At 63.6% G+C, this 26,318-nt stretch carries 27 protein-coding genes and 1 tRNA gene; 12 read left to right on the top strand and 16 right to left on the bottom strand.

Annotated elements, in window-relative coordinates; translation table 11 throughout:
• Nucleotides 1-6: 6 nt before the first annotated feature.
• The 4 genes from NKJ64_RS04190 to NKJ64_RS04175 form a co-directional block, all read right to left on the bottom strand.
• The gene (locus tag NKJ64_RS04190) at nt 7-669 is read right to left on the bottom strand and encodes an aminotransferase class IV family protein (RefSeq protein ID WP_352462026.1); all 663 of its coding nucleotides are present in this window, start codon (nt 667-669) and stop codon (nt 7-9) included.
• The gene (locus tag NKJ64_RS04185; RefSeq protein ID WP_352462024.1) at nt 618-1,763 is read right to left on the bottom strand and encodes an aminodeoxychorismate synthase component I; all 1,146 of its coding nucleotides are present in this window, start codon (nt 1,761-1,763) and stop codon (nt 618-620) included. The genes NKJ64_RS04190 and NKJ64_RS04185 overlap by 52 nt, the downstream gene beginning before the upstream one ends.
• 163 nt (nt 1,764-1,926) lie before the next feature.
• Complete coding sequence (locus tag NKJ64_RS04180) at nt 1,927-2,643, bottom strand: helix-hairpin-helix domain-containing protein (RefSeq protein WP_352462022.1); 717 nt, start codon at nt 2,641-2,643, stop codon at nt 1,927-1,929.
• 414 nt (nt 2,644-3,057) lie between these two features.
• Nucleotides 3,058-4,896 carry a M3 family oligoendopeptidase gene (locus NKJ64_RS04175; RefSeq protein ID WP_352462021.1) on the bottom strand — a complete coding sequence of 613 codons (1,839 nt, stop codon included), beginning with the start codon at nt 4,894-4,896 and terminating at the stop codon, nt 3,058-3,060.
• A 145-nt stretch (nt 4,897-5,041) separates the two neighbouring features.
• On the opposite strand from NKJ64_RS04175, the gene NKJ64_RS04170 reads away from it, so the two are divergent.
• The 3 genes from NKJ64_RS04170 (at nt 5,042) to NKJ64_RS04160 (ending at nt 8,990) form a co-directional block, all read left to right on the top strand.
• Nucleotides 5,042-6,580, top strand: coding sequence for a sigma-54-dependent transcriptional regulator (locus tag NKJ64_RS04170; RefSeq protein ID WP_023686396.1), 1,539 nt, complete (start codon nt 5,042-5,044; stop codon nt 6,578-6,580).
• A 389-nt stretch (nt 6,581-6,969) separates the two neighbouring features.
• Entirely contained in the window at nt 6,970-8,796 is a 1,827-nt protein-coding gene (gene mepK / locus NKJ64_RS04165; RefSeq protein ID WP_023686395.1) for a peptidoglycan L,D-endopeptidase MepK, read from the top strand.
• A 120-nt stretch (nt 8,797-8,916) separates the two neighbouring features.
• Nucleotides 8,917-8,990: transfer RNA gene (locus NKJ64_RS04160), tRNA-Gln, on the top strand.
• A 138-nt stretch (nt 8,991-9,128) separates the two neighbouring features.
• Here NKJ64_RS04160 and NKJ64_RS04155 read toward each other — a convergent pair.
• Nucleotides 9,129-9,767: a 2-dehydro-3-deoxy-phosphogluconate aldolase gene (locus NKJ64_RS04155; protein ID WP_023804721.1), complete on the bottom strand. Its 639-nt coding sequence runs from the start codon at nt 9,765-9,767 to the stop codon at nt 9,129-9,131.
• A gap of 174 nt (nt 9,768-9,941) precedes the next feature.
• Here NKJ64_RS04155 and trhO point away from each other — a divergent pair, with 174 nt between their 5' ends.
• Nucleotides 9,942-10,868: an oxygen-dependent tRNA uridine(34) hydroxylase TrhO gene (trhO, locus tag NKJ64_RS04150; RefSeq protein ID WP_352462020.1), complete on the top strand. Its 927-nt coding sequence runs from the start codon at nt 9,942-9,944 to the stop codon at nt 10,866-10,868.
• Between the two features lie 23 nt (nt 10,869-10,891).
• Here trhO and NKJ64_RS04145 read toward each other — a convergent pair whose 3' ends face one another.
• On the bottom strand, nt 10,892-11,254 hold the full coding sequence (locus NKJ64_RS04145) for a YybH family protein (protein ID WP_023671936.1): 363 nt from the start codon (nt 11,252-11,254) through the stop codon (nt 10,892-10,894).
• Between the two features lie 203 nt (nt 11,255-11,457).
• On the opposite strand from NKJ64_RS04145, the gene NKJ64_RS04140 reads away from it, so the two are divergent.
• On the top strand, nt 11,458-12,195 hold the full coding sequence (locus NKJ64_RS04140; protein WP_023671935.1) for a tellurite resistance TerB family protein: 738 nt from the start codon (nt 11,458-11,460) through the stop codon (nt 12,193-12,195).
• Between the two features lie 333 nt (nt 12,196-12,528).
• Nucleotides 12,529-13,290 carry an SDR family oxidoreductase gene (locus NKJ64_RS04135; protein ID WP_023671933.1) on the top strand — a complete coding sequence of 254 codons (762 nt, stop codon included), beginning with the start codon at nt 12,529-12,531 and terminating at the stop codon, nt 13,288-13,290.
• Nucleotides 13,291-13,302: 12 nt separating this feature from the next.
• On the opposite strand, the gene NKJ64_RS04130 is transcribed toward NKJ64_RS04135, so the two are convergent.
• The gene (locus NKJ64_RS04130; protein ID WP_023701048.1) at nt 13,303-14,487 is read right to left on the bottom strand and encodes a pyridoxal phosphate-dependent aminotransferase; all 1,185 of its coding nucleotides are present in this window, start codon (nt 14,485-14,487) and stop codon (nt 13,303-13,305) included.
• Nucleotides 14,488-14,570: 83 nt separating this feature from the next.
• Here NKJ64_RS04130 and NKJ64_RS04125 point away from each other — a divergent pair, with 83 nt between their 5' ends.
• The 4 genes from NKJ64_RS04125 to denD are packed head-to-tail and all read left to right on the top strand — an operon-like array spanning nt 14,571 to nt 17,505.
• Nucleotides 14,571-15,257 (top strand): GNAT family N-acetyltransferase, encoded by a 687-nt coding sequence (locus NKJ64_RS04125; protein WP_023701049.1) that lies wholly within the window; start codon nt 14,571-14,573, stop codon nt 15,255-15,257.
• Nucleotides 15,258-15,272: 15 nt separating this feature from the next.
• On the top strand, nt 15,273-16,244 hold the full coding sequence (locus NKJ64_RS04120) for a cation diffusion facilitator family transporter (protein WP_023695719.1): 972 nt from the start codon (nt 15,273-15,275) through the stop codon (nt 16,242-16,244).
• A 58-nt stretch (nt 16,245-16,302) separates the two neighbouring features.
• Complete coding sequence (locus NKJ64_RS04115) at nt 16,303-16,509, top strand: hypothetical protein (RefSeq protein WP_023701051.1); 207 nt, start codon at nt 16,303-16,305, stop codon at nt 16,507-16,509.
• A 12-nt stretch (nt 16,510-16,521) separates the two neighbouring features.
• Nucleotides 16,522-17,505 (top strand): D-erythronate dehydrogenase, encoded by a 984-nt coding sequence (gene denD, locus NKJ64_RS04110; RefSeq protein ID WP_352462019.1) that lies wholly within the window; start codon nt 16,522-16,524, stop codon nt 17,503-17,505.
• Between the two features lie 10 nt (nt 17,506-17,515).
• Here denD and NKJ64_RS04105 read toward each other — a convergent pair whose 3' ends face one another.
• From NKJ64_RS04105 to NKJ64_RS04090, 4 genes are all read right to left on the bottom strand, one after another.
• Complete coding sequence (locus tag NKJ64_RS04105; protein WP_502902855.1) at nt 17,516-18,691, bottom strand: nickel/cobalt transporter; 1,176 nt, start codon at nt 18,689-18,691, stop codon at nt 17,516-17,518.
• An 8-nt stretch (nt 18,692-18,699) separates the two neighbouring features.
• Nucleotides 18,700-19,368 (bottom strand): DUF1007 family protein, encoded by a 669-nt coding sequence (locus NKJ64_RS04100; protein WP_023804726.1) that lies wholly within the window; start codon nt 19,366-19,368, stop codon nt 18,700-18,702.
• 89 nt (nt 19,369-19,457) lie between these two features.
• The gene (locus tag NKJ64_RS04095; protein ID WP_023671925.1) at nt 19,458-20,357 is read right to left on the bottom strand and encodes a LysR family transcriptional regulator; all 900 of its coding nucleotides are present in this window, start codon (nt 20,355-20,357) and stop codon (nt 19,458-19,460) included.
• A 2-nt stretch (nt 20,358-20,359) separates the two neighbouring features.
• Nucleotides 20,360-21,559, bottom strand: a complete 1,200-nt coding sequence (locus NKJ64_RS04090; RefSeq protein WP_023820666.1) for an amidase — start codon at nt 21,557-21,559, stop codon at nt 20,360-20,362.
• A gap of 539 nt (nt 21,560-22,098) precedes the next feature.
• Here NKJ64_RS04090 and odc2 point away from each other — a divergent pair.
• Together odc2 and NKJ64_RS04080 are read left to right on the top strand one after the other, a co-directional pair.
• Nucleotides 22,099-23,232 (top strand): ornithine/lysine decarboxylase, encoded by a 1,134-nt coding sequence (odc2, locus tag NKJ64_RS04085; protein WP_023671923.1) that lies wholly within the window; start codon nt 22,099-22,101, stop codon nt 23,230-23,232.
• Nucleotides 23,233-23,376: 144 nt separating this feature from the next.
• Entirely contained in the window at nt 23,377-23,919 is a 543-nt protein-coding gene (locus NKJ64_RS04080; RefSeq protein WP_023804728.1) for a GNAT family N-acetyltransferase, read from the top strand.
• Nucleotides 23,920-23,991: 72 nt separating this feature from the next.
• Here the strand turns inward: NKJ64_RS04080 and NKJ64_RS04075 are convergent, their stop codons facing one another.
• From NKJ64_RS04075 to NKJ64_RS04055, 5 genes are all read right to left on the bottom strand, one after another.
• Complete coding sequence (locus NKJ64_RS04075; RefSeq protein ID WP_023825415.1) at nt 23,992-24,276, bottom strand: SCP2 sterol-binding domain-containing protein; 285 nt, start codon at nt 24,274-24,276, stop codon at nt 23,992-23,994.
• Between the two features lie 195 nt (nt 24,277-24,471).
• Nucleotides 24,472-25,020, bottom strand: a complete 549-nt coding sequence (locus NKJ64_RS04070) for a hypothetical protein (RefSeq protein WP_023683275.1) — start codon at nt 25,018-25,020, stop codon at nt 24,472-24,474.
• A gap of 28 nt (nt 25,021-25,048) precedes the next feature.
• A complete protein-coding gene (locus NKJ64_RS04065; RefSeq protein WP_023671919.1) occupies nt 25,049-25,465 on the bottom strand; it encodes a hypothetical protein in 417 nt (138 codons plus the stop codon).
• A gap of 13 nt (nt 25,466-25,478) precedes the next feature.
• Complete coding sequence (locus tag NKJ64_RS04060; RefSeq protein WP_023671918.1) at nt 25,479-26,051, bottom strand: rod-binding protein; 573 nt, start codon at nt 26,049-26,051, stop codon at nt 25,479-25,481.
• An 89-nt stretch (nt 26,052-26,140) separates the two neighbouring features.
• Nucleotides 26,141-26,275 (bottom strand): hypothetical protein, encoded by a 135-nt coding sequence (locus NKJ64_RS04055; protein ID WP_023691742.1) that lies wholly within the window; start codon nt 26,273-26,275, stop codon nt 26,141-26,143.
• Nucleotides 26,276-26,318: the final 43 nt, after the last annotated feature.

The raw sequence follows: 26,318 nt of genomic DNA, 5'->3' as shown, positions 1-26,318 counted from the left end.
TTCGTATCAGGCCAATGTTGCCGGGATCAAGCCGCGCAGAGAATTGCCGACGAACAGTGTTTTGACGGATTTCAACTCGTCATAGCTGTAGATCGCCTCCTGGGCGCGGCCTTCGTCCAGCAGCTCGGCGCGCAATACGCCAGGCAGCAGGCCGCAGTCGAGCCTGGGTGTCATCAGCATGCCATCACCGAAATCGGCGAAGACGTTGGTGATGGTGCCTTCGCAGATTTCACTGCGCTCATTTGCGAGCAACACTTCGTCGGCCTGGGTGATCAGATATTCGGAGCGGGCGTGAGTGTAGACTTGCCGCCGGCCGGTCTTGTGGCGCAGCAGCGTGTCGGTGGAGGAGAGCCGCACCCGTGCCAGCTGCAGCCGCCAGACCTTGTCGGCGGCGAACGGCTCATAGGGCTGGACCGAGGCGGTCACTTCGCCATTGCACTGCAGGACGAGCCGGGTGCGCAGCGCCTTTTGCTGCGCCCCGATAGTATTCGCCAGCACCTCGCCGATCCGCTGCGGATCGCAGGCAAAGCCGAGTTCTTCCGCCGAGCCGTAAAGGCGCGCGAGATGGCGTTCGAAGCGCAGAAAGCCCTGGCCGGGCTCCCAGCGCATCGTCTCGATCAGCTCGAAATCGGCGGTGTCCCCGTCGCGAAGCGCGCCTTCAGCAGACACTCCTGATACTCCTCTTGCGCCGTCGAATCGAAGACGACGCCGCCGCCGACATTGTAAACGGCCTCGCCACTGGAAAAGAGCGATATGGTGCGGATCGCCACCGAAAAGCGCATCATGCCGGCAGGCGCGATCCAGCCGATGGCGCCGCAATAGACGTCGCGCGGTGTCTCTTCCAGCTCGTGCAGGATTTCCATGGCGCGGATTTTCGGCGCGCCGGTGATCGAGCCACAGGGAAACAGCGCGCCAAAGATTTGGCGGATGCCGAGATCAGGCAGAAGCTTCGCCCGCACACGGCTCACCATCTGATGGACGGTCGGGTAGCTCTCGATGCGGAACAGTTCCGGCACTTCCAGCGTGCCGACCTCGCTGATCAGCGAGATGTCATTGCGCAGGAGATCGACGATCATTCGGTTCTCGGCCTGGTTCTTTTCGTCGCTGCGCAAGAAGGACTTCAACCGCGCGTCCTCGGCCTTGGTCGCGCCGCGCGGTGCGGTACCCTTCATCGGATGGGTTTCGATCATGCCTTCGGCATTGATCTCGAAGAACAGCTCGGGCGAACGCGACAAGACGATGGGATCGCCGAGCGAAATCAGCGCGCCATACTTGACCGGCTGGCGTCCTGTCAGTGCGTCGAAGGCAGCAAGCGGATCGCCCGACCATTGGGCACGGACCGGAAAGGTCAGGTTGCCTTGGTAGCAATCGCCCTTGCGGATGTGGTCGTGAAGGCGCGCGAAGCGTTTGGCGTAGTCCTGAGCGGACCAACTGGCCTTGGCGTCGAGGATGGGGCCATTGGTGGCCGGCGCATCGTTGCGCGGCACGGCCTCTTCGACCGGAGCATCGAACACACCCAGACAAACCAGTGGCGCGCGCCGGCCTTCAGGCAGCAGCGGCACCAGTTTCGGTTCGAGCAGATAGCCCGCTTCGTAGGAGAAATAGCCGGCCAGCCATTTGCCGGCATCGCTCGCCGCCTGCGCGGCCACCAGCGCCGGCAGAAAATCCTTGGCATCATAGGCAATGATGATGTCGGCCTGGTGGTCGAAGACCAACTGACGGCCGCTTTCATCGTTGCGGAAAATGGCAGAGGGCAGGGGCATGGGGCTCGGGTACTGCGGTCGATGACGCCAGAACCGCTCTATATGGGGGCCGGGCGGCGTGCAATCGAGGGAGCGGCGTCGCAGGGCGCAAAGACAGTGGCGAATGCAAAAACAAAGACGGCGCCCGAAAGCGCCGCCTTCTGGTTATGTTGCCGATGACGGATCAGCTGTTGTTGGCGGTCCCGGCGCTCGGGAATTGGCGTGCGAACTCCTTTTCGTCGCCGGTGGCAAGCAGCTTGGCCTGCTCGACCCACTTTTCGCGGGCGATGCGGCCGTCGAAATTCAGCGTGTCCTCGATGCGCTTGACGTCGGCCGCGGTCCAGCCGGCGATCTGCGCGTAGGTCGTGACGCCAAGGCCCTTGAGCAGTTTGTCGTTGACCGGGCCGATACCGATCAGGCGGCGCAGATTATCGGCCTTCCCAGCTGCCGGGGCGGCTTTCTTCGGGACGGCGGCGGGCTTTGAAGCAGCGGCTTTGGGCGCGGCCTTGGCGGCGGCAGGTTTGCTGGCCGCTGGTTTTGCGGCCGCGGATTTGGCCGCAGCTGGTTTGGCCGCGGCGGGTTTGGCGGGGGCCGGTTTCGCGGCCGGGGCGGACTTGGCCTTTGCCGCTGTCGATACCAGCGTCGCCGGCGCCGAACTTGAAGGCTTGGCGGATGGAGCTGATGTTTCACGCAGCCGGCGTTCGAGATCGGCGCGGGTCTTGCCGCAGGCGTCGAGTTCGCCAGTCAGACGATCGGCGTCGGCGCGCAGTCTGTCACGCTCGCTGCGGGTGCGGTCGAGATCGCCGCGCAGGCTGTCAAGTTCGCCGCGCAGCCGGCCCCAGATAAACCAGCCAACCAACACGCCTACAAGGAACGCCAGGACAATGTAAAAGAAGGTCATCGTCTCTCTCCAGTCGGATCCGTCCGCCGCCGTCCCAAGTCATGACCTTGGCAGATCGGATCATCCAATGTGGTTCGGCGGCTCAGGGAACAGCCGGTCTGTCGTCGACTGTCGTAGTTCGGCTTTGCCGCCCATTGCCAACCGTCGCTGTCGCATCCGCCAGGCCGCTGCCATGGGCCGGGATGCTGTCCGGCCTTAAGCCGCGCGCCCGGCTGAGCTTCGGTCGGAAAGCTATCATACGGCTTCGGGAAAGCTAACGGAAAATTTCGCCGGAGAGTTATTCAAGAACAGGTATTTAGAACAAGAACAGCGCTGCCGTCACATGCATTCCGGCTAAACTGTTCTGCGATTCAGCAAAGTCGAGACCGCTGCTGAACCTGTCACTCTGCGCCATCGGTCCAATGGGTGCGCGCATTAACTGTCGAGCGCTTCCAACTCGTCGATCAGGCCGCCGATCACGCCAAGCCCGATCTGCCAGAAGGCGGGGTCGGTGGCGTCGAGGCCGAAGGGGGCGAGAAGCTCCGAGTGATGCTTGGTGCCGCCGGCGCGCAACATCTCGAAATACTTGTCCTGGAAGCCATGCTCGGCGTTCTGGTAGACCGCGTAGAGCGAGTTCACCAGGCAGTCGCCAAAGGCATAGGCGTAGACGTAGAAGGGGGAGTGGACGAAGTGCGGGATGTAGGTCCAGAAGACCTCATAGCCCTCGCGCAGCTTGATCGCCGGCCCCAGGCTTTCGGCCTGCACCTCGAGCCAGAACTGGCCGAGCTTGTCGGAGGTCAGTTCGCCATTCTTGCGCTCGGCATGCACCTTGCGCTCGAACTCGTAGAAGGCGATCTGGCGCACGACCGTGTTGATCATGTCCTCGACCTTCTGGGCGAGCATCGCCTTGCGCTCGCGCTTGTCGGTGGTCTGGTCGAGCAGCGAACGGAAGGTCAGCATCTCGCCGAATACCGAGGCCGTCTCGGCCAAAGTCAGCGGCGTCGAAGCCATCAGGGCGCCCTGGCCGCCGGCCAGCACCTGATGCACGCCGTGGCCGAGTTCATGCGCCAGCGTCATCACATCGCGCGGCTTGCCCATGTAGTTGAGCAGCACGTAAGGGTGCGCCGAAGGCACGGTCGGATGGGCGAAGGCGCCGGGCGATTTGCCGGGCCTGACCGGCGCGTCGATCCAGTTGCGGTCGAAGAAGACGCGGGCGATCTCCGCCATATCGGGGGAAAAGCGCTGATAGGCCGACAGCACGGTGTTCCTGGCGTCGTCCCAAGGGATCACGGCCTGCGGCGTCTCGGGCAAGGGGGCGTTGCGGTCCCAGTGGTTCATCACCTCCATGCCGAGCCAGCGCGCCTTCATCGCGTAGTAGCGATGCGACAGGCGCGGATAGGCTTCGCGCACGGCCGACGCCAGCGCATCGATCACGCTGCGCTCGACGCGGTTGGCGAGATGGCGTGAATCGGCGATGTCCTCGAAGCCGCGCCAGCGGTCGGAAATCTCCTTGTCCTTGGCCAGCGTGTTGGTGATCAGCGTGAAGGTGCGCAGGCTCTTGCGGAAGGTTGCGGCCAGCGCTTCGGAGGCGCGGCGGCGGACCTCCCCATCGGCGTCCTGCAGGCGGTTCAGCGCCGGCTCCAGCGTCAGTTCCTCGCCGTCTATGTCGAAGCGCAGATCGGTCATCGTCTCGTCGAACAGCCGGTTCCAGGCACCGCGTCCGGTGATCGATTTCTCATGGAACAGCTGCTCGACCCGGTCCTCGAGCTGGTAGGGCTTGTCCATTCTGAGGTCGAGCACCCAGGGGCGGTAATGGGCAAAGCCGGCGTCGGCGGCGAGGGCTGCTTCTAGCGCCTTGTCGTCGATCAGGTTCAGCTCCAGCGCGAAGAACAAAAGATGCGCGCTGGCGTCGGTCATCTTCTCCTGGATGTCGCCATAGAGCTTTGCGCGCTGCGGATCGGCGGTGTTGCCGGCATAGATCAGGCCGGCATAGGACACGATGCGGCCGATCAGTTCCTCCAGCGCCTCATAGGCTGTCAGCGCCTCGCCAAGCCTGCCGGCGCTGCCGCGCTCGGCCTCCGCAGCCAGCGTGCCCTTCCAGCGGTTCTCGAAGGCGACGGCATCGGCCGCCGCCTTGGCAAGGTCGCGCTTCAGTTCGGGCGCCTCCATGCCGGAATAAAGATCGGCGAGATTCCATTCCGGCAGGTCGCCGAGTTCCGCCGCGCCCTGACCGGACGCTACCGCCGCAAGCTGCCGACCGAGAATCCTGCTCATCAACAATTACCTTCTGGAATCAAGGGGAAAGGACAAGCCGGTCAAATCCTAAGGAATTCGTTCACCGGGTTTTTTGAAACCTTGTTTAGAACCCTGTGCCAAGATGATCCATGGGAATTTCCCAGGCGGGCAACTCAAATCAGTCATGACAGGTTCCATTCTTATAGTCGATGACGATCCCGTGCAGCGCCGGCTGCTCGAAGCGGCGGTGACGAAATTCGGCCACAGCGCCATCGTTGCCGATGGCGGCGAGGCCGGTCTGAGCGCGCTTGACGGACCCAATGCGAGGGATATTTCGGCAGTCATCCTCGACCTTGTCATGCCGGGCCTCGACGGCATCGGCGTGCTGAAGGCGATGCGCGAGCGCGGCATCACTGTTCCCGTCATTGTGCAGACTGCGCAGGGCGGCATCGAAACGGTGGTCTCGGCGATGCGCCACGGCGCCTTCGATTTTGTCGTCAAGCCGGCGTCTCCCGACCGGCTGCAGACCGCGATCGGCAACGCGCTCAAGGTCGAGGCGGTCGAGGACGAGGTCAAGCGCACGTCGCGGCGTCGCGGCGGCCACCTGACCTTCAAGGACATGATCACGCACAGCCCGGCGATGGACCGGGTGATCCGCCTCGGCCAGAAGGCTGCGGCCTCCAACATCCCGATCCTGATCGAGGGCGAATCGGGCGTCGGCAAGGAATTGGTGGCGCGCGCCATCCAGGGCAGCGGCGAACGCCGCACAAAGCCGTTCGTCACCGTCAATTGCGGCGCCATCCCCGACAATCTGGTCGAATCGATCCTGTTCGGTCACGAAAAAGGTTCGTTCACCGGCGCCACCGAAAAGCACACCGGCAAGTTCGTCGAGGCGCATTCGGGCACCCTGTTCCTGGATGAGATCGGCGACCTGCCGCTCGACGTGCAGGTCAAGCTGTTGCGCGCCGTGCAGGATGGCGAGGTCGATCCGGTCGGCGGCCGTTCCACCGTCAGGGTCGACATCAGGCTGATCTCGGCCACGCACCGCAACCTTCTGCAGCAGGTCAAGGACGGCAAGTTTCGCGAGGACCTGTTCTACCGGCTCAACGTTTACCCGATCGTCGTGCCGCCGCTGCGCGACCGCCGCGACGACATCCCCTATCTGGTCAAGCATTTCATGGACAAGGTGGCGCCGGCGGGCAATCGCCTGCACGGCATCTCGGATGCCGCACTGGCCATGCTGCAGGCCTATGATTGGCCGGGAAACATCAGGCAGCTGGAAAACGCCGTGTTCAGGGCCTCGGTGCTTGCCGAAGGCGATGTGCTCACGACTGACGAATTTCCGCAGATCCGGGCGCAGGTCGACGGCACCGTCAATCTCGACGCCGATGCGTCCTTGTCGGACCCCGGCATGGCCTTGAGCACCGGATCGCAAGGCGATGGCGCGCAGACTGATGACGCCGGTACGGCAGCTGCCGAGCTCGCCCCTCCGGCCAGGTTGCTTCAGCGTTTCGGCACATTGAGGGCGCTGGACGAGCGTGGCAATGTGCGTGCGCTGGCCGATGTCGAACTCGAAATGATCAAGCTCGCCATCGACCATTACAACGGCCAGATGAGCGAGGTCGCACGGCGTCTCGGCATCGGCCGCTCGACGCTCTACCGCAAGCTCAAGGAATACGGCATCGACCCGGAAACCGGCCGCCTCGACCGCCTTGCCTCCTGAACGCCGAATTCCACAGCTTGCCAACGCAACGCCGGGACCAGCTTGCCATGCCACATCCGGCGCTGCATAAGGGGTTGGGGCGGGAATATGGCTGATGCGACGCCGTTGTTCACGCATTAAGGCCAGCGGTAACAGATCGTGTAGCGGGAAAAGGCTGAATCTTGATCTAAACCAGCAGTTTACCAAGAAATCCTGTGTATTATTTTTGACGGGATATCGCCACGGTGTTACCGCATTTCGGCTTCAATAAGCGATGATTAACCATTAGGATCGATATTCGGATGTGAGAACCACGCATCCGTTTGGACAAATCCGGGGACAAACGGCAGCCTGCAAGGCCTTTTGATTTGAACAAAGTCGAACGACACAGAAACGGGCGGCGCGATCACATGGGCGTCTGGCCGAGATGGCTGGCAGCGTTGATCGTTGCGTTCGCTTTCCTCGCCGCAACTGCTGCCGGCGCCAGCGCTGAAACGCGCTCGCTCAAGCTCTATCACCTCCACACGCACGAAAAGGCCGAGATCGTCTACAAGCGCAATGGCCGCTACGATCCGGCAGGCCTCAGGAAGATCAACATCATCCTGCGCGACTGGCGTCGCAACGAACCGACCAAGATGGATCCGCGCCTGCTCGATCTGGTGTGGGAAGCTTACCGGCAGGCCGGCGCCACCGACTACATCCAGGTCGTTTGCGGCTATCGCTCGCCGTCGACCAATTCGATGCTGCGCAGCCGCAGCCGCGGTGTCGCCAAGGAAAGCCAGCATATGCTGGGCAAGGCGATGGACTTCTACATTCCGGGTGTGCCGCTGAAAAAGCTGCGCAACATCGGCCTGAAGATGCAGGGCGGCGGCGTCGGCTACTATCCGTCGTCGGGTTCGCCCTTCGTCCACATGGACGTCGGCAATGTGCGGCATTGGCCAGGCATCAGCCGCCAGGAACTGGTCAGCCTGTTCCCCAATGGCAAGACGCTGCATGTGCCGAGCGACGGCAGGCCGTTGCCGGGTTATGACCAAGCGCTCGCCTCCTACAAGGCACGCAAGGGCGCCGGTTCTCCTGCCATCATGATGGCCAGCGCAGGCGGCAGCACCAAGAAATCCGGTGGCTTCCTGTCCGCGTTCTTTGGCGGTGGCGGTGAAGACGAAGCCGACGACAGCGCCGATGTCGCTACCGCCGCGCCGCCGCCGAGAAGCGTGAAGCCGGTGCTGGCTGCCACGAGCAACAACAACAGCAATCTGCCTGGCATCGCGATCGTGTCGCCGCAGAACGCCAAGCGCGCCAACATTCCGCAGCTTGCCGACGACAGCGCTGACGATGCGGAGCCGCAGGACACGCCGGAGACGATCATCGCCGCGCTGCCCGCCAAGGAAGTGCCGCTGCCCGCTTTCGCACCGCGGCCGAAGGCCGATGTCGGCGCGCAACAACCTGAGACCGTGCCGTTCGGCGTGGCCGATGCCACCACCGAACAGACGGTGGCGACGGCGCAGGCGCCGGCCAATGTGCCGTTCGGCACGGCCGATGCGAGCAATGCCGACCAGGGGGCCGATCAAGCTGCCGCTCCGGCGCAGGTCGCGGTCAACGTCCCGTTGCCGACCTGGCGTCCCGACCGCTCTTCGCCGCCGGCTGAGCTTGCGCCGCAGGACAAGGGCGTTCTGCTGGCGCTGGCCGATACGGCTGCCCACAAGCAGACCGCAACCGACGCGTTCTCGGTGCTGCCGTCGCAGCGTCCGGACGAGGTCAAGGCGGTTCTCGAACAGGCCAGCGCCGCCGATACAGCCGGTGCTACCGACGACTATCAGGTTGCGTCGCTTGAGCCGCGCTCTGCGTTCAACGATCCGTCAGGTGTCGATGCCGCATCGCCGCGCGGCGCTATTGCTGCCCGTCCCGCCGGTACCGATCCAGCCTCGGTGATCGGCGCCGGCGTCAAGACGACACGCAAGGAAGCCAGGGCTTCGGCCCGCGACCTGAAGCCAGGACCGAAGGCAGTGGTGGTGGCGGCCGAACCGCAGGCGGCCCGCTGGGCGCTGAGCAGCGGCGACAACATCGCCACCGTTTCCAGCCCGACGACAGCGCCGCGCTATGCCTACAACATCGTGCATACGCCGCCGAGCGAGGTCTACACCGCAGGCTTCCAGGCGGACAACCAGATGGCCGATGCCAACCGCTTCACCGGCAATGCCGTAAAATTCCTTTCGGTCGCCCGCTTCCAGACGAAGTAAGGGCGTGACCGGGGCGTTATCGACTCGAAGCCGCGCTGGGCAACCTGTGCGGCTTTTGTTTTTAGCGAGATCTCGAGCACTGGCTTCCATCGCCACAGAATGCTAACCACCAAGCTGCATTCCCGCTTCGTCTAATGGTAGGACAGCGCCCTTTGAAGGCGTGAATCGTGGTTCGAGCCCATGAGCGGGAACCAAAATCTCAACGCGTAGCAAACCCGGTCGGCGCAGCTGGCGGGTTTTTGTGCCGAGTGCAATTCCGGGAACACTGTGATTTTCCCGGAAAAGCGCGGAGCGCTTCCCTTGGGAATTGCGCAAAGACAAAGTAGCGGAGGTTATTTTCCGAGCTTGCTCGCGGTCTGTGCGAGCGCCTCGATCTCATCCCACTTGCCGGCCTTGACCAACTCGTCCGGCGCCACCCACGAGCCGCCGACGCAGATAACGTTGGACAGGCTGAGATAGTCGGCGGCGTTCTTGGCCGAGATGCCGCCGGTCGGGCAGAATTTCACGTCGGCCAGCGGCGAGGCAAAGGCCTTCAGCGAGGCGATGCCGCCGGATTGTTCGGCCGGGAAGAATTTCAGGAACCGCAGGCCGGCCTCGCGGGCAGCCATGATCTCGCCGGGCGTGATGGCGCCGGGCAGCAAGGGAACGTCGCTGTCCTTGGTCGCCGCCAGCAACTCTCGCGTGATGCCGGGGCTGACGATGAATTTCGATCCGGCGGCCGCTGCCTCGTCGAACTGCTTGGCATCGAGAATTGTGCCGGCGCCGACAATGGCGCCCTCGACCTCACCGGCGACGCGGCGGATCGCTTCCAGCGCATCGGCGGTTCTCAACGTGATCTCGATTGCCGGCAGGCCGCCGGCGGCCAGCGCCCGGGCGAGCAGGACGGCGTCCGCGACATTGGCGATCTTCAGCACCGGAATGACCGGCTGGCCATTGAGCAGCGACAGGAGCGTTTCGGTCTTGCTGAGCATTGGCTTGTCTCTCCCTAGGTGATTTCAACCGATTAGCAGAAGGCCGATTCCGAGTCCACGAAACCCGGCCTGCCGCGATGTCACATGTCGGCCAACGAGCCTGCGGGCGAATACCGACGAAGTGTCTTTAGCTCTGCCTTGAATCCGCTTTGACCACGGTTTAGTGGCTTGGCGATGACCAACCGTGAACCCGTGCGCGTTGCCGCGCTCTACAAATTTGCGAGGCTGGGCGACTTCGAGGCGCTGCGGGTCTTGCGCACGCCGCTTGCCGCCTTCTGCTGCGGGCGCGGCATCAAGGGCACGCTGCTTCTGGCGCAGGAGGGCATTAACGGCACGGTCGCCGGCAGCGAAGCCGACATAGCCGACCTGATCGCTTATCTCGAGGCCATCGAGGGTCTTGCCGATCTCGAGGTCAAATACAGCACTGCCGCCGAAATGCCGTTCCATCGCATGAAGGTGCGGCTGAAGCGCGAGATCGTCACCATGGGCGTCGAAGACCTCGACCCGGCGACGGGTGCGGGGACCTATGTCGCGCCGGCCGACTGGAACGCGCTGATCTCGGACCCCGGCACCATCGTCATCGACACACGCAACGCGTACGAAGTGTCGATCGGGACGTTCGAGGGCGCGGTGGACCCGCGCACGTCGAGCTTTCGCGAATTCCCGGCCTGGGTGGAAAAACACCGCGACCAACTCGACGGCCGCAAGGTTGCGATGTTCTGCACCGGCGGCATCCGCTGCGAAAAGGCGACGGCCTATGTGAAGTCGCTCGGCTTCGAGGATGTGTTCCATCTCAAGGGCGGCATCCTCAGATATCTTGAAGAGGTGCCGGCCGAAGACAGCCTGTGGCAGGGCGAGTGTTTCGTCTTCGACGAGCGGGTCTCGGTGTCGCATGGGTTGACCGAAGGCGAGGCCGAACTCTGCCGCGCCTGCCGGCATCCGCTGACGCCGGAGAACCGGCTGTCGCCGCATTTTTCCACCGGCGTGTCATGCCCGCATTGCTACGAGGCACGCTCGGATGAGGATCGCACCCGCTATGCCGAGCGCCAGCGCCAGGTCGAACTTGCGCAGGCGCAGGGCAGGGGACATATCGGCAGTTAAGTGCCGCCGACGCCCTGACTGGATCACCACACGACAGAATAGCGGTCGATCACCCACAGCCATGTGCCGTCGGCCTGCCGGCGCGCGACCTCTGAGGTTATCGAGCCGTCGGCAAGCCTGGTCGACGTCAACGCGAGGTCGCCGTTAATGGCCGCCGGGCGCTGCTCGCCGCGCTGGAATTTTCGCCAGCTCGCGGCAAAGGCTTCGAACAAAGCGCGGATCGCCTCATGGCCACGCGTCAATTCGGCTGCTCCGGTGTCGATGACGGCATCGGGTTCGAACAGCGCTACCATGCCCTCAATGTCTCCCGCCCATTGCCGATCAATTAGCAGGCGCTCCAGATCCTGGGGATCTCGTGCTTGGTCGCGGTCTGGCTGATCGGTCACGGCAAAACTCCTCCCTCGCCGACGTTGCGGCGACACTAACCGAAGCCGAGGCGGGTTTCGACACATCGAATTTGATTTGCGGCATTGCCGGCGCCGATAGCAAAGCGCCGGTCCGTCATTGTAATGTCAACAATCGGGACCTACGTCTGCAACGTCCAAAACCTGCCCGTCCACGTTGGCGCGGGCCCTTTTCTGGAGGCACCATGTTCGACCCCAAGAAGCTTCTCGACGATCTGCTCGGCTCGCAAGTTCCCGGCACAACCGGCACCGTTCGCGACAAGGCCGGGCAGGCTGTGCAGATGGCCAAGGACAATCCGCTGGCCGCCGGTGCGCTGGCCGCGGTGCTGCTTGGAACCGGCACGGGACGGCAGGTCACCGGCACGGCCGTGAAGCTCGGCGGACTGGCTGCGATCGGCGGTCTCGCCTACAAGGCCTACCAGAATTACAAGGCCGGCAATGCACCCGAGCAGGCGCCGGCGGCCGGCCAGCCGGAATTGCTGCCGCCGCCCGCCGACACCGGCTTTCATCCTTCACAGGCGCCACAGGGGGAGGACGAGTTCACGCTGACCCTGGTGCGGGCGATGATCTCGGCGGCCAAGGCCGATGGCCATGTCGATGACGCGGAACGCCAAAAGATCGCCGGCAAGCTCAGTCTGGCCGGCATCGGCACGGAAGCGGAAAAGTTTCTGATGGCCGAGCTGGACAGCCCGCTCGACCTCGATACGCTGGTCGCAGGCGCCAAGACCGATGAGCAGAGGCTCGAGCTCTACACGGCGTCCCGACTGACGATCGACCCCGATACGCGCGCCGAACGCGGCTATCTCGACCTGCTCGCCGGCCGGCTCGGCCTGCCGGATGCGCTCGTCGATCATGTCGAGGCGACGGTGTCGGCGGCCAAGGTGCCGGTTCCGTCAGGCACGGCGCCGAACCCGCGCTGGTAGACAACGCAGCCGCGGCGGGAAAAGCGTTAACTTCTCGTTTACCGAGGAAGCGCATGATTTTAGTTAGTCGGATCGGCTTTTCCTCCTCCCAAGCCCGGTTCAGATCAGGGGGCGGTCGCCAATGACCGCCCTTTTTGTCGGACCGATCACATAAAGCGCGTGGCGCTTCATGTTTTTGTCCGGATGCATGTCGTTCTCTCAGAACCGGGGCCACTTTTGAGCGACATGCATTAGTGTCCGGCTTGCCATGATCGCCCTCATTTGCGATGGGTCGGTGCATTCGGATGCACCCCGATCTGTGCCGGGGATGCGCGGCGCGCAGGAGCAAAATCCATGACAGCCCTCACAGAGAAAACCGCCATCGTCACCGGCGCCGGCACCGGCATCGGCAAGAGCGTCGCCACGGCGCTGCTCAAGGCGGGCTGGAACACGGTGTTTTGCGGCCGCCGCAAAGCGGTGCTCGACGCCGCCATTACCGAAGCCGGGAAAGCGGACGCCAAGGCGCTGGCAGTTGCCTGCGACATCAGCAAGGCCGGCGAAGTCGATGACCTGTTCGAGACGGTGGCCGCAGCCTTCGGCCGCGTCGACCTGCTCTTCAACAATGCCGGCATGAGCTACAAGTCGACGCCGATCGACGAGATCCCGGTCGAGGTCTGGAACGATATTGTCGGCGTCAATCTCACCGGATCGTTCCTATGCGCCCGCGCCGCCTTCGGCGTCATGCGCAAGCAAAAGCCAATGGGCGGCCGCATCATCAACAATGGCTCTGTGTCGGCCTATGCGCCACGGCCGGGCTCGGTGCCCTACACCGCGACCAAGCACGCCATATCGGGGCTGACCAAGACGCTGGCGCTCGACGGCCGGCCCTATGACATCGCCTGCGGCCAGATCGACATAGGCAACGCGCTGACCGATATGGCGCACGCAATGACGGTCGGCGTGCCGCAGGCCAATGGCACCATCGCCGCCGAAGCGGTGATGGACGTCCAGCGCGTCGCCGACGCCGTCGTCCACATGGCCAGCCTGCCGCTCGACGCCAACGTGCTGTTCATGACGGTGATGGCGACCAAGATGCCGTTCGTGGGGCGTGGGTGAACAGCCGAAGGCCTACTTCTTCAAAAACGCCTCGATCCGCTCCAGCGCGTGCAAGATGTTCTCTTCGGAATTGGCGTAGGAAAGCCTGATGTAGCCTTCGCCGAGAATGCCGAAATCGGGGCCGCCGATCAGCGCCACGCCGGCCTCCTCGAGCAGTGCCGAGGCGAGCTTCTTGGCCTTCCAGCCGGTCTTCGAAACATTCGGGAAGGCATAGAATGCGCCTTTCGGCGTAATGCAGGAGACGCCGGGCAGCGCGTTCAGCCCCTCGACCACGATCTTCCTGCGGTTGTCGAAGGCGCGCATCATCTTGTCGACATCGTCCTGCGGGCCGTCGATGGCGGCGATGCCGGCGAACTGGCTCGGCGCGTTGACGCAGGACCAGCAATTGACCGCCAGCTTGCGGACCTTGTCGTAGAGATGCCCGCCCTTGTCGCCATTCGGCCAGATCGACCAGCCCATGCGCCAGCCGGTCATCGCCCATGTCTTCGACCAGCCGTTGAGCACGATCAGCCGGTCGCGAATTTCCGGAAAATTGAGCAGCGAAAAATGCGTCTCGCCGTCATAGGTCATGACGTCGTAGATTTCGTCGGAGAGGATAGCGACCTGCGGATGCGCTTGCAGCCCCTCCACCAACTTCTCGATCTCGGCGCGCGGCGTGACGCCGCCGGTCGGGTTGGCCGGTGAGTTGAGGATTAGCAGTCTGGTCTTCGACGTGATCAGCGCCAGCGTCTCTTCGGCCGAGAAGGCAAAGCCGTTCTCCTCGCGGATCGGCACCGGAATGGGCGCGGCGCCGGTGAACTCGATCATCGAGCGGTAGATCGGAAAGCCTGGGTCTGGATAGAGGATCTCGGCGCCGGGTTCGCCGAACATCAAGATGGCCGCGAACATGGTCGGCTTGCCGCCGGGCAGGATCATTACATTCTCGGGCGAGACTTCGACGCCGGTAGTGGTCAGCGTGCGCCGCACCACCGCTTCGCGCGTCGCCAGCAGGCCATTGGCCGGGGTGTAGCCATGGTGGCCGTCGCGCAGCGCCTTGATCGCGGCCTCGACAATGTGCTGCGGCGTTTTGAAGTCGGGCTGGCCGATGCCGAGATTGACGATGTCGCGGCCCTGTTGAGCCAGTGCAGTGGCGCGCGCCAGCACGGCAAAGGCGTTTTCCTCGCCGAGGCGGTCGAAGGCCGAAATCGTGTGGAGCATTTTTCCCGTCCGTGTGGTTCTTGCTGTTAGGCCGCGTTTTTGTGAGCGTCTGCTCACAAAAGTCAAACGGATTGGAGTTTTGCGTGTCGGAAAATCTCAAAGATTGGCAAGCGCGTCCGCGGCCCGAGCGCAAGCCCATTGACGGCCGCTATGTCCGGCTCGAACCGCTGAGCGCCGAAAAGCACGGCGATGGGTTGTACGAGGCGTCGTCCGTGCCCGACATCGATGGACGCTTTGCCTGGCTGCCCGACTACCCGCCGCAAACCCGCGCCGATTTCCAGCCATGGCTGGACAAGGTCGAGGCGAGCGAGGATCCGCTGTTCTTCACCGTCATCGACAAGGCCAGCGGCAAGGTCGCCGGGCGACAGACGCTGATGCGCATCGATCCCACCTATGGCGTCATCGAGATCGGCAACATCTATTGGGGGCCGCTGATCTCGCGCAAGCCGGCAGCGACCGAGGCGCAGTTCCTGTTCATGAAGTATATTTTCGACGGGCTCGGCTATCGCCGCTACGAGTGGAAATGCAACAACCGCAACGAGCCGTCAAAGCGCGCGGCGGAACGGTTCGGCTTCAAGTTCGAGGGCATTTTCCGCCAGCATCTTGTGGTCAAGGGTGAAAACCGCGATACCGCATGGTACTCGATCATCGACAAGGAATGGCCGGCGCTGCGCAAAGCCTATGAGGCATGGCTCGATCCCGCCAATTTCGATGGCGAAGGCCGGCAGAAGCGGCGGCTCGAGGATTTCCGCGCCGAGTTCGGCGCGTAACAGGAGTTTTTTCCGATGGCGCACAGCCATGATCATGGTTCGCATGCTGGGCATGGCGCCGGCCACGTGCATGGCTCGACCGACAAGAAGCGTGTGCTGATCGCAGCCTGCCTGACCGCCGGCTTCATGGTGGCCGAAGTGCTTGGCGGCCTTTTGACGGGATCACTGGCGCTGCTGGCCGACGCCGGCCACATGCTCGCCGACTCGATCGCGCTTGGCCTTGCCTGGTACGCCTTCCATCTTGGCGGACGGCCGGCGACAGTGCGCCTGACCTATGGTTTCGGCCGGGTCAAGACGCTGGTCGCCTACACCAACGGCATCGCCATCTTCGCCATTGCTTTGTGGATCGTCTACGAAGCCTGGGGCCGGCTGATGACGCCGGCGCCGGTGCTGGGCGGGCCGATGCTGGTGGTGGCGATCGCCGGCCTTCTGGTAAACTTCGCCTCGTTCTTCGTGCTGCATGGCGGCGACCACGACAGCCTCAACATGCGCGGCGCCATCCTGCATGTGCTGGGCGACCTGCTCGGTTCGGCGGCGGCGATCGTGGCGGCGCTGGTCATCCTGGCCACCGGCTGGACGCCGATCGACCCGATTCTGTCGGTGCTGGTCTCGGTGCTGATCCTGTCCACCGCATGGTCGTTGATGCGCGAAGCCGCCCACGTCCTTCTCGAAGGCGTACCGGCAAGCCTCGACCGCGACCTCATCGCCAAGGACATTGCCGGCACCGTCAACGGCGTGCGCGAAGTGCATCACATGCATGTCTGGTCGCTCGACGGGTCCAGCAACATGGCGACGCTGCATGCCTGCCTCAACGATGGCGTCGATCCGCACCAGGCGGTCAGCGCCATCAAGAAGCGGCTCGCCGCCGAACACGGCATCAGCCACGCCACGGTTGAACCGGAATTCGGCCAGTGCGCCGACAGCCATGACGAGCACGATCATGACCACGACCATGGTGCGCCACCGCATCACGGCCATTATCACTGACAGGGAATTTCATGGCATTGGCATCCGAGTTGACGAGTTCCCGCTGTGGTGGGACGGCATGATGGACCGCGACACGCGAAACGCGCTGATTGCCGCAGCCTGGATCATGCTGCTGTTCGGCATCGCGGCGTTCTATTTGCCGACCGTGATGCTGGCCGTCGGCAATGTCTCGACCGTACTTGCCGGCATCGTCGGCATCGCCTTCGTGCTGGCATTTTTTCTGGTGTTCTGGTTGCGGGGCCGCAACCAGAACAAGGGCAAATAAGAGGCTTTCGAAATGCGCATCCTGATTACTGGCGCCGCCGGCATGGTCGGCCGCAAACTTGTCGACCGGCTGGCCAAGGACGGCACGCTCAACGGCCGCAAGATCACCGGGCTCGACCTGCACGACATCGTGCCGCCGCAGGCGCCGGCGATGGATGGCGTCAGCATCGCCACGCATACGGGCGACCTTGTCGACGCCGGTGCTGCCGAGAGCCTGGTGGCGTCACGCCCCGACGTCATGTTCCATCTCGCCGGCATCGTGTCGGGCGAGGCGGAGGCGAATTTCGATCTCGGCTACCGCGTCAATCTCGATGGCACACGGGCTCTGTTCGATGCGGTCCGGCTGGCGGGCTTTTCGCCGCGTCTGGTCTTCACCTCGTCGATCGCGGTGTTCGGCGCGCCGTTCCCCGATGTCATCCCGGACGACTTTCATCCGACGCCGCTGACCTCCTACGGCACGCAGAAGCAGATGAGCGAAGCGCTGCTGGCCGACTATTCCAGGCGCGGCTTCTTCGACGGCATCGGCATAAGGCTGCCGACCATCTGCGTGCGGCCCGGCAAGCCGAACAAGGCGGCGTCAGGTTTCTTCTCCGGCATCATCCGCGAGCCGCTGAGCGGCCACGAGGCGATCCTGCCGGTGCCGCGCTCGGTGCTGCACACCCATGCCAGCCCGCGCTCTGCGGTCGGTTTCCTGATCCATGCCGCTGGGCTCGACGGTGCCGCTGTCGGGCCGCGCCGCAACCTCACAATGCCCGGCGTTGCCGTCACCGTCGGCGAGCAGATCGAGGCGCTGGAGCGCACTGCAGGCGCCGAGGTGGCGAGCCTGATCCGTGAGGAGCCCGACGAAACGATCTGGGCGATCGTCAAGGGTTGGCCGACGCGCTTCGAGGCGCGCCGTGCAAGGGACCTCGGCTTCAGCGCCGAAAACAGTTTCGATGAAATCATCCGCGCTCATATCGAGGATGAGCTGGGCGGAATGATCGCGGGTCAGGCCTGACCCGCCGAGGTCACACAGCTCCGGACAGGCTCGCCGACAACAGCAACAGCCCGAACAGGAAGACGAAGGCGGCGCCGCCGATTTCGACGACTGTGTGGATGCGGTTGCCCATGCGGCCGTCGCCGGCGAAATAGACCGCCCAGTTCTTGGCGGTGACTGCGATCGTTGCCAGCGCCGAGACTGTGATGGCGGTTCCAATCGACATCGCCAGCACCGACAGCAGGCCGCCGAGCCACAGGCCGTTGAGCAAAGCGAAGCTCAGCACAATCAGCGCGCCGGAGCAGGGGCGGATGCCGACGGCGGCTACAGCCGACCAGGCCGTGCGCCAGTCGAAGCGGTCGCCCGACAACAGCGCCGGATCGGGCGCATGTGAGTGGCCGCACGTACCACAGACCTCGCCGGCTGGGTGATCGTGAGCGGCGTGATCGTGATGAGCGTGGTCGTGATGGGAATGATCGTGTGTGTCGTGGTCGTGCGCAGCGTGATCGTGATGATCATGCGAATGGTCGTGATGCACATGCAAGGCGTGCGAATGCGCATGCGCCGCGTGGCTGTGAGCGGCATGCGAATGGCCGCTATGGGAATGACCGGCGTGGGCTGCCGACAGGCGGCTGTAGGCGGGCGCCTTGCCGAACCAGCGCAGGACCGTAGGCCCGAGCTTGCGCCACAGCAGCCAGGCGCCGAACAAAGTGACGAAGACATAGCTCATGATCTCCATGAACCAGGCTGCGTCGGTCATCGAGATCGCGGTGCCGCGCAGGACGAAATAGGCAAGCAGCATCACCAGGATCGCGGTCAGGCCCTGCAGCAGCGCCGAGACGAAGGACAGCAGGATACCGCGCCTGAGCGCCACTTCATTGGCCACCATGTAGGACGAGATGACCGCCTTGCCGTGGCCGGGGCCCGCGGCGTGGAAAATACCATAGGCGAAGGACAGGCCGATCAGCAGCCACATCTTGCTGCCGTCCTCGCGCATCGCCTTCATCGCGGTGGCCAGTGCGCGGTAGAATTCCTGCTGGCGCAGATTGATCCACATCAGGATGTGGGCGAACGGGCCGGTGGTGGGCGCCATGCCGTCATTGACACCGATGCCGAGTGAACTCTGGGCATGGGCCTGCCCGAGAAAGTGCGTCATCAGCAGGGCAGCGGCCACGAGGCCGAATGCCAAACGCAGGGACGGTTTCATCACCGGATCTATCCTTCTGGCGGGCAATTCAGTTCGAGCTTGGTGGCGAAGATCTTGCTCATGTCGGTGCCTGTCGGGTCGTTGAAGAACGCGTCCGTCAAGGTCTTCTGGTTTTCCTTGATCGCCTCGTCCGGATCAGGCCGGATGACGCTCTTGGTGCAGTTCGAGGGCAGGCCTTCCACCGTGATGTTGCTATCCTCGGTGAAGTCGATCGCCGTATAGAAGGTTGGATCGTAGACGCCGAAATCGATCTTGCCGGCGAGCTTGATCGGCACCTTGGGTTCGGATTCGAACAGGATGATCAGCTGGTCGTTTTCGAAATTGGCCATAAGATGCGGTGGCGGCGTCATCGGCACGTCCTTGCCGTCGACGGTGACGAGCTGGAAATAATTGAACTCGGCCAGCGAGGCATGAACGGTGTCGGCGACATCCTTCAGCTCCTTGTCGTCAAGCTTCAGGTCGGAGTTCTTGTCGAACTCCATCATCACCGTACTCGAAAACAGATCATCGAAACGCCAGAGGTGACGCAGCGCTTTCACACTTTGGTGATCCGGAGAGAGGATCACGTCGAGGCGGGCCTCGGCGAAGACATGAGGATGCGCGCCAGCCGCTCCAACGGCGGCAAAAGGCGCCGCCAAGGCCGAAGCCAGCATGATTGCGTGCCGTTTCAGATGCATTCTCGGTCGCTGTTCCATCGGCCTCGGAGAGATTTCGAGAGGTTACCAGAAACGGGGCGAAATTGGGACCGCGGCACGGCAAGACCGGGTCAGGCGCTCTCGCGGTTCTTGAACCACTGCACCAGAAAATCGACGAAGACACGGACCTTGGCCGGCAGATAGCGACGGTGCGGGTAGACGGCGAAAATCCCGCTGCCCGACTGGATGCGGTCGTCGAGCAACGACACCAGCAGCCCGGATGCGAGGTCGGGGGCGGCGATGAAATCGGGCAGGATGGTGAAGCCCAGGCCGGACACGGCGGCGGCTCGCGCTGCCATCGGGCTGTTGACCTCGATGGGACCCGATACGTTGACACTGACTGACTCCTCGCCATCGCCCCTGAAGCGCCAGTTGGCGAGCGAGCGGCCATTGGTGTCGACGATGCAGGGCAAGTTGGCGAGATCCTGCGGGCGCGTCGGCTTGCCGTGCTTGGCGATCAGCTCCGGCGAGGCGCAAAGCTTGATCGAAAACGGCCCCAGGCGGCGGGCGATCAGCGATGAGTTCTCCAGCCGCGAGATGCGCACGGCAAGATCGAAACCTTCCTCGACCAGATCGACAAAGCGGTCGTCGAGATGGATGTCGAGGACGATGTCGGGATGCTGCTTGGCGAAGTCGATGAGCGACTGGCCTATCGGCGCGTCGGCGAAGGTGCGCGCCGCGGAGAGCTTGATCCTGCCGCGCACGTCGCCGGAGGATTCGCGCACGGCGTCGGCCAGGCTGTCGACCTCGCGCACGATTTCCGAAGCGCGGCTGTAATAGGTATGGCCAGCCTCAGTCAACGAGAACTGCCGCGTGGTGCGGTTGAGCAGCAGCGCGCCGAGTTCGTCCTCGAGTTCGCGCACATATTTCGACAGCAGCGCCTTGGAGCGACCGATCTTGCGCGCGGCCGCCGAAAAGCCTTCGGCCTCGACGACGTCGATGAAGGCGCGCATGCGGGTCAGTGTATCCATCATCAGGCCTTTCGTGCCGCATCGAGAATTCGCCGGCCGAGCCGTATCAGGGCAATGTCGCTGCCGGGAGGGCCGAGCAGCGAGAGGCCGAAAGGGGCACCGTCAACCGAGCCCAGCGGCAGGGTGATTTGCGGAAAGCCTGACAGACCCGAAAGGCACAAAAGATGCAAGGCCCTTTCGCGGTAGGCCTGGAGCTGCTGCGGCTCGCTTTTGACCAGAGGTGCGGGGCCTGGAACGGTGGGCAGGACAAGAAACCCGTCCTGGCCGAGCAGCGCGGCTAGCTCGGAGCGGAACGTCAGGCGGCGCACCGCCTCGGCCCGCGCGGTCTTTTCGTCGATCGTGCGGCCAAAACCAAAGCGCTCCTCGACGCCCGGCCCGAGATCGCGCTCGCCAGAAATGATCCAGGCGCCATGCTGCTGCCAGGCCTCGGCGGCCTGGAGGCGGCGAAAGCACCAGTAGAGCTCGTCGGGGAAGGAGGCGAAGCTGTACTCTACCGGCGCCGGCTCACCGACAAGACTGGCGGCCAGCGCTCTCATCCTGGCATATTCGGCTGCCTCAGCGGGGCCGGCCACGAAAGCGTCCAGCCAGCGGATCGAAAGCGGCCGGGTGAGCGGATATGGATGCGGGTCGCGGCCGAGCAGCAATTTGCCGATCGTCTCATAGGTCTCGATGTCGTCGGCGAACCAGCCGAATGTGTCGAAGCTCGGCGCCAGCTTCATCGTGCCTTCGAGCGAAATGCGGCCATGCGTGGTGCGCAGCCCGATCAATCCGCAAAAGCTCGCCGGGGCGCGGATCGAGCCGCCGGTGTCCGAGCCGGTAGCGATATCGGCAAGCTTGCCGGCCACCGCCGCCGCCGAGCCTGACGAGGAACCGCCGGTGACGCGATCGGGAGCGGCCGGGTTCACCGGAAACGGAAAATGCGCGTTCTGGCCCATCAGCGAGAAAGCGAACTCGTCGGTCTGCGTCTTGCCGATGAAGCGCGCGCCGGCGTCGAGAATCATCTGCACGGCTGGTGCCGTGCTGGACGCGGCATGCGCCTCGTCGAACTTCACCGGATTGCCGCAACCGGTGCGGTAGCCGGCGACGTCGTAAATGTCCTTTACCGCCAGCCTGAGCCCGGCCAGCGGCCCCAGTTCCGCATTGGCGACCGGCATGCGGCGCAGGTCAAGAAAGGCGTTGAGCGGGCCGTGCGTGCCTGGCATCGTTCGATATCCGTATACAGTAGGCCCAGCATTGTTCGATGCCGGAAATTTTACAACCTGGGATACGATTTTTATTGATTGTGAAATCTTTCGATCTTATATCGCGCTTGCCCAAAGTCGCACGTGCCTGTGGGTGTCCGCCGATCCTCGAATGGTGAGGGAAATCGGTGAGGTAACTGGAGCTAACCCCTCCAGTCGGTCTAGCGGCCAACCGCCAGCCCGAGGACACCTTGAAGCAACGACGGTGCGGGCCTTTCTGGTGTTCTGCCGGTCGTCCAAAGACCGGGGTTACTGAAGAGGCACACCTTCATTGCCGGCAGTGCGGACGGGTCTCCCATCCAAGCCAAGGCAGACAAAGCGAACCGAGGCCGGGCAAGGCCAAGGTTCACCGCCGCGAGATGGCGTTTCATGGTTCCGGGGTCTCCACCGGCTGGTTCCATGGATTTCCGTCCCGCCTTTGTTTGACCGCGTGTTCGCGAGGCCGAGGGCCCGCGTCCGCAGCCTTATTGCGCGCCGCAAGGCGTTTATGGAGAGACCCCATGGCCACCCAGCGCATCCTTGACTTCCTCGCCACCCGACGTCCGTCCGGCCCCTGCCTCGTCGTCGACCTCGATGTCGTGCGCGACAATTTTCGCGCCTTCGAAAAGGCGCTGCCCGATTCCCGGATCTACTATGCGGTGAAAGCAAATCCGGCGCCGGAAATCCTGCGCCTGCTTGCTGCGATGGGCTCGTCCTTCGACACCGCTTCCGTTGCCGAGGTCGAGATGGCGATGGACGCCGGTGCGCCGGCGGACCGTATCTCCTTCGGCAACACCATCAAGAAGGAGCGTGACATTGCACGCGCCTACCAGCTCGGCATTCGGCTGTTTGCCGTCGATTGCGTCGAGGAGGTCGACAAGATCGCCCGCGTCGCTCCCGGCGCCCGCGTGTTCTGCCGCGTTTTGACCGACGGCGAAGGCGCCGAGTGGCCGCTGTCGCGCAAGTTCGGCTGCGTGCCGGCGATGGCCGTCGATGTGCTGCGCCACGCCAGGACGCTCGGCCTCGACGCCTATGGCGTGTCGTTCCATGTCGGCTCGCAGCAGACCGACCTGACGGCGTGGGACCGTGCGCTGGCCGACGCCAAGAAGGTGTTCGCCACGCTCGCCGACGAAGGCATCGTCCTCAAGATGGTCAATATGGGCGGCGGTTTCCCGACGCGCTATCTGCGTGACGTGCCGGCGGCCCAGGCCTATGGCCAGGCCATCTTCTCGGCGCTGCGCAAGCATTTCGGCAATGCGATCCCTGAGACCATCATCGAGCCGGGCCGCGGCATGGTCGGCAATGCCGGCGTCATCAAGTCGGAAGTCGTGCTGATCTCGAAGAAGGCCGAAAACGACAATGTGCGCTGGGTGTTCCTCGACATCGGCAAGTTCGGCGGTCTGGCCGAGACGATGGACGAGGCGATCCGCTATCCGATCGTCACCCGCCATGACGGTTCGGAGACCGCACCTTGCGTGCTCGCCGGCCCGACCTGCGATTCGGCCGACGTGATGTACGAGAAGACGCCGTATCCGCTGCCTCTGTCGCTGACCATCGGCGACGATGTGCTGATCGAAGGCACCGGCGCCTACACGACCACCTACTCGGCGGTCGCCTTCAACGGCTTCGAGCCTCTCCGATCCTACGTGATCTGACGGCTTCGGCCTTCAGATCACCCCAGGCGGACGTTTGCGTCCGCCCGGGTTCGCCTGTGGAACAAGCTCCGCTCGTGAAGGATCGCGGAAATGGACATTGTAAATTACATTGACGGCATTGGATTCTCCCCGCTCGAGGGGGAGATGGCCGGCGCCATTCCCATCGTCGCCGAAACTGCGGCAGACATTGCATCGCGTGAAGCGTTGCTCGATCGCGCCATGGGGCCGATGCGGCGCAAGAAATCGTCGGAGAAGCTGCGGCGTGGCCGCCGGCCTTCCGAAGGCCTCGCTTTTATCGTGCGCGATGCAGCCGGCGCGGTTGCTGGTACGGTGCGGCTGTGGGACGTGCGTCTGGGCGAGGGTGGCCCGGGAGCACTTCTGCTCGGACCGCTCGCCGTCGATCCGGCGCTGAAGAACGCCGGCATCGGCTCGGCGCTGATGCGCCATGCTTTGGCCGAGGCCGCGCGTCTCGGCCATGCCGCGGTGCTGCTGGTCGGCGATGTGCCTTACTATGGCCGCTTCGGCTTCTCGGCGGAGAAGACCGGCGCGCTCGCCATGCCTGGTCCGTACGAGCGGCACCGCCTGCTGGCGCTGGAACTGATCGATGGTGCGCTCGACGGCGCGCATGGCACGCTGAAGGCTGCAGGTCGCAAGCTCAAGGCACAGAGGCTGTCGCTGGCCGCCTGATTGTCCAAAAACAAACGCCGCCGCCGGTCCCTTGCATTTCAGCGAGGGCGGCATTTTGTTTTTGCGAAGGGCTCAGCCGATCAGTTGGCTGAGCGCCATGGCGACCGACATATCGCCTTCGACCTTTATCTTGCCGGACATGAACGCCATGGTCGGGTTGAGGTCGCCGGCGATCAGCGAATCCAGATCGTCGAGCGACAGCTTTATGGTGCAGTCGGTCGGCGCATCGGTGTTTGAGACGGTCGCGCCGTCGATGACGATGACGCCGTTGCTGCCGGTATCGAACTTCACGGAATGTTCGAACCCGGCGCTCGCCACGCGCGACCTCATCTTCTCGGCAATGTCCTGAACGTTCATGACTGTTCTCCTGGTCTCGTTGCGTTTTGCCGCGCTTCAGTGACCGGCCTCCGCCGAAGTCACTGTCTCGCGCGTACCGCGATCCTGGTCGCTTGGCGCATATAGCTTCGAGTTGACGTAAACGTCAACGCGCGATGCGTCATCTCGTTTCAGTCGGAAGGAATGCGGCAGAGAACATTCGCCCTGCGACGAAGGTTAGTGTTCAGCAGCGGGCTTCGCCGCCTCGGCCTGGGCCGATTCCGCCGGGGCCGGTTCGGTCGGCGTGGCCGGATCCTTGCGGCGGCGCATGGCGTTGTCGCGGATTTCGTCCTTGGTCAGGAAGTTGACCTGGTCGATCAGCACTTCATGCACCAGGTCGGCGCCGACGCGGGCGTTGACGGTGTCGCGTATGGCCTTGCGGAAGGCATCGAGATCGATGGTTTCCTTCTTGGTGAAGTCGATCTGAGGATTGGAGTAGAGATAGGAATAGACCTGATCGGTCATCAGCGCTTCGGCCGGGATCGACATCTTCTTTATCTCGGCCGGCTCGACCGTGTAGACGAGCTTGGTGAGGAAATAGCCGTCGATCTTGGAATCGCGGATCAGCGGCACCGAGATGATGTCGGTCTTGACGTAGTCGAGGCCACCCAGCATCGGTTTCGGCGTCTCGCCGACACCGCGCTCACCGGCCGCCTGGAACGAATAGAACACCGCGCCAAGCGTGGCGGCGCAGATCCAGATCGCGGCGGCGATGAATTTGATCACCGGTTGTTCCCGCCTGTTGCCGAGATCATCAGCTCGCCCAACCGAATTCACCGGCCGAATAGGTGCCGTCGGCTTCGGCGCGCTGAATGGCGTTCTTCAACAGCGTGGCGACTTCGTTGACCGCGTTGAGGTGGGCGAGGATTGCAGCCTCGTTTTTCGCGAGCTTCTGGCGCAGCCGCGCCAGACTGTCGCGATGCTGTTCCAGGAATTCGATCTCGTTGGCGCCCTTCATGGCGCGGGTCAGCTCATAGAGGTAGCGGCTCTTGCGGGCGTTGGAGGCCTTGAGGTCATAGCTGGTGTCGTTCTTCAAACCGGCCGTCTCTTCCTCGACCGCTTCCTCGATGCGGCCGATGATGGCGGCAAGGTTGCCCGGCCGTGCAAACGGGATCGGCGCTTCGGACGTACGCGCCGGCAGGTTGGAAGAGTATTTTGAAAAATCGGCCATTGAAAATCCTGGTCTAGATCTTGATTTCGGTTTTGATGGTCGTCTCGTCGCCGGTCATCGACCGTGCGGCCTTGCGCTGCAATTCCTCGACCAGCGAGGTGGACAGCCGGGTCTGCTGGTCGATCTCGGTCTTGTGCGGCCCGGTTGACACCGGACCGATCGGCACGGTGCGCTTGCCGTCCTTGTAGTGGTCGGCGAGCAGCGATTTGGCGATGCCGATCCCGCCGCGCTCGGCCATGACGTCGGCGACACGCTCGGCAAGCTGCGATTTCCACATGTCGCCGGCCAGCCCCTTGCCGTAGACGCCCTCGGTGTCCTTGGGCAGCATGTTTTGGATGAAGGTCTGCAAGACCATCGCCTCGAACTTCTTGAACTTGCTGGCGGGATCGGCATTTGCGGCGGCCTTGTCGGCGGTAGCGCGCGACAGGATCGAGCCGGCATCGACCGAAGCAGCCATGTCGACAGAAAAATTACCGCCAACGCCGTTGGCCCGCTTGGCCAGCGCGGCACGGGCAGCCTCGATATCCGCCGGATCGACGGCTCGGGCAACATCGAGAACGATGTCACTGGGTGGAGAAATCGCCAAGAAAGTCCGCCTCTTTGCCGGGTTTCCTGAGCGACCATGCCGCAACAAGCTTGTGGCAGGCTTGCCGGCTCGAAATCCTTCGCCGGATGCTAGGCCATTGCTATCAGCAGCGGCAACTCCGGCTGGGTCGATGCGATCTGGTCGTTTGCGGTGGGCGCTGCCGGCGTCGCCATGGTCAGATCGTAGGTGGCGTAGGCGCAGAGGCCGAACACGGCGCCGTACACCCAACACAGCCCGCCGCACGGAACGAAACCGAACGCCGTCCGC

It is taken from the genome of Mesorhizobium sp. M0062, assembly GCF_040323125.1.
Lineage (GTDB): Bacteria > Pseudomonadota > Alphaproteobacteria > Rhizobiales > Rhizobiaceae > Mesorhizobium.
Note: the sequence above shows the minus strand (reverse complement) of the source record. Positions and strands in the feature narration are given on the sequence as shown.

Excerpts from the sequence above, each read along its gene's own strand:
- NKJ64_RS04180 (WP_352462022.1), bottom strand. The coding sequence starts at position 2,643 with ATGACCTTCTTTTACATTGTCCTGGCGTTCCTTGTAGGCGTGTTGGTT.
- NKJ64_RS04065 (WP_023671919.1), bottom strand. The coding sequence starts at position 25,465 with ATGGCCGATTTTTCAAAATACTCTTCCAACCTGCCGGCGCGTACGTCC.
- denD (WP_352462019.1), top strand. The coding sequence starts at position 16,522 with ATGCGCATCCTGATTACTGGCGCCGCCGGCATGGTCGGCCGCAAACTT.
- NKJ64_RS04130 (WP_023701048.1), bottom strand. The coding sequence starts at position 14,487 with ATGCTCCACACGATTTCGGCCTTCGACCGCCTCGGCGAGGAAAACGCC.
- NKJ64_RS04155 (WP_023804721.1), bottom strand. The coding sequence starts at position 9,767 with ATGCTCAGCAAGACCGAAACGCTCCTGTCGCTGCTCAATGGCCAGCCG.
- NKJ64_RS04115 (WP_023701051.1), top strand. The coding sequence starts at position 16,303 with ATGATGGACCGCGACACGCGAAACGCGCTGATTGCCGCAGCCTGGATC.
- NKJ64_RS04100 (WP_023804726.1), bottom strand. The coding sequence starts at position 19,368 with ATGCATCTGAAACGGCACGCAATCATGCTGGCTTCGGCCTTGGCGGCG.
- NKJ64_RS04135 (WP_023671933.1), top strand. The coding sequence starts at position 12,529 with ATGACAGCCCTCACAGAGAAAACCGCCATCGTCACCGGCGCCGGCACC.
- NKJ64_RS04170 (WP_023686396.1), top strand. The coding sequence starts at position 5,042 with ATGACAGGTTCCATTCTTATAGTCGATGACGATCCCGTGCAGCGCCGG.
- NKJ64_RS04185 (WP_352462024.1), bottom strand. The coding sequence starts at position 1,763 with ATGCCCCTGCCCTCTGCCATTTTCCGCAACGATGAAAGCGGCCGTCAG.
- NKJ64_RS04075 (WP_023825415.1), bottom strand. The coding sequence starts at position 24,276 with ATGAACGTTCAGGACATTGCCGAGAAGATGAGGTCGCGCGTGGCGAGC.
- mepK (WP_023686395.1), top strand. The coding sequence starts at position 6,970 with ATGGGCGTCTGGCCGAGATGGCTGGCAGCGTTGATCGTTGCGTTCGCT.
- NKJ64_RS04080 (WP_023804728.1), top strand. The coding sequence starts at position 23,377 with ATGGCCGGCGCCATTCCCATCGTCGCCGAAACTGCGGCAGACATTGCA.
- odc2 (WP_023671923.1), top strand. The coding sequence starts at position 22,099 with ATGGCCACCCAGCGCATCCTTGACTTCCTCGCCACCCGACGTCCGTCC.
- trhO (WP_352462020.1), top strand. The coding sequence starts at position 9,942 with ATGACCAACCGTGAACCCGTGCGCGTTGCCGCGCTCTACAAATTTGCG.
- NKJ64_RS04105 (WP_502902855.1), bottom strand. The coding sequence starts at position 18,691 with ATGAAACCGTCCCTGCGTTTGGCATTCGGCCTCGTGGCCGCTGCCCTG.
- NKJ64_RS04090 (WP_023820666.1), bottom strand. The coding sequence starts at position 21,559 with ATGCCAGGCACGCACGGCCCGCTCAACGCCTTTCTTGACCTGCGCCGC.
- NKJ64_RS04095 (WP_023671925.1), bottom strand. The coding sequence starts at position 20,357 with ATGGATACACTGACCCGCATGCGCGCCTTCATCGACGTCGTCGAGGCC.
- NKJ64_RS04120 (WP_023695719.1), top strand. The coding sequence starts at position 15,273 with ATGGCGCACAGCCATGATCATGGTTCGCATGCTGGGCATGGCGCCGGC.
- NKJ64_RS04140 (WP_023671935.1), top strand. The coding sequence starts at position 11,458 with ATGTTCGACCCCAAGAAGCTTCTCGACGATCTGCTCGGCTCGCAAGTT.
- NKJ64_RS04175 (WP_352462021.1), bottom strand. The coding sequence starts at position 4,896 with ATGAGCAGGATTCTCGGTCGGCAGCTTGCGGCGGTAGCGTCCGGTCAG.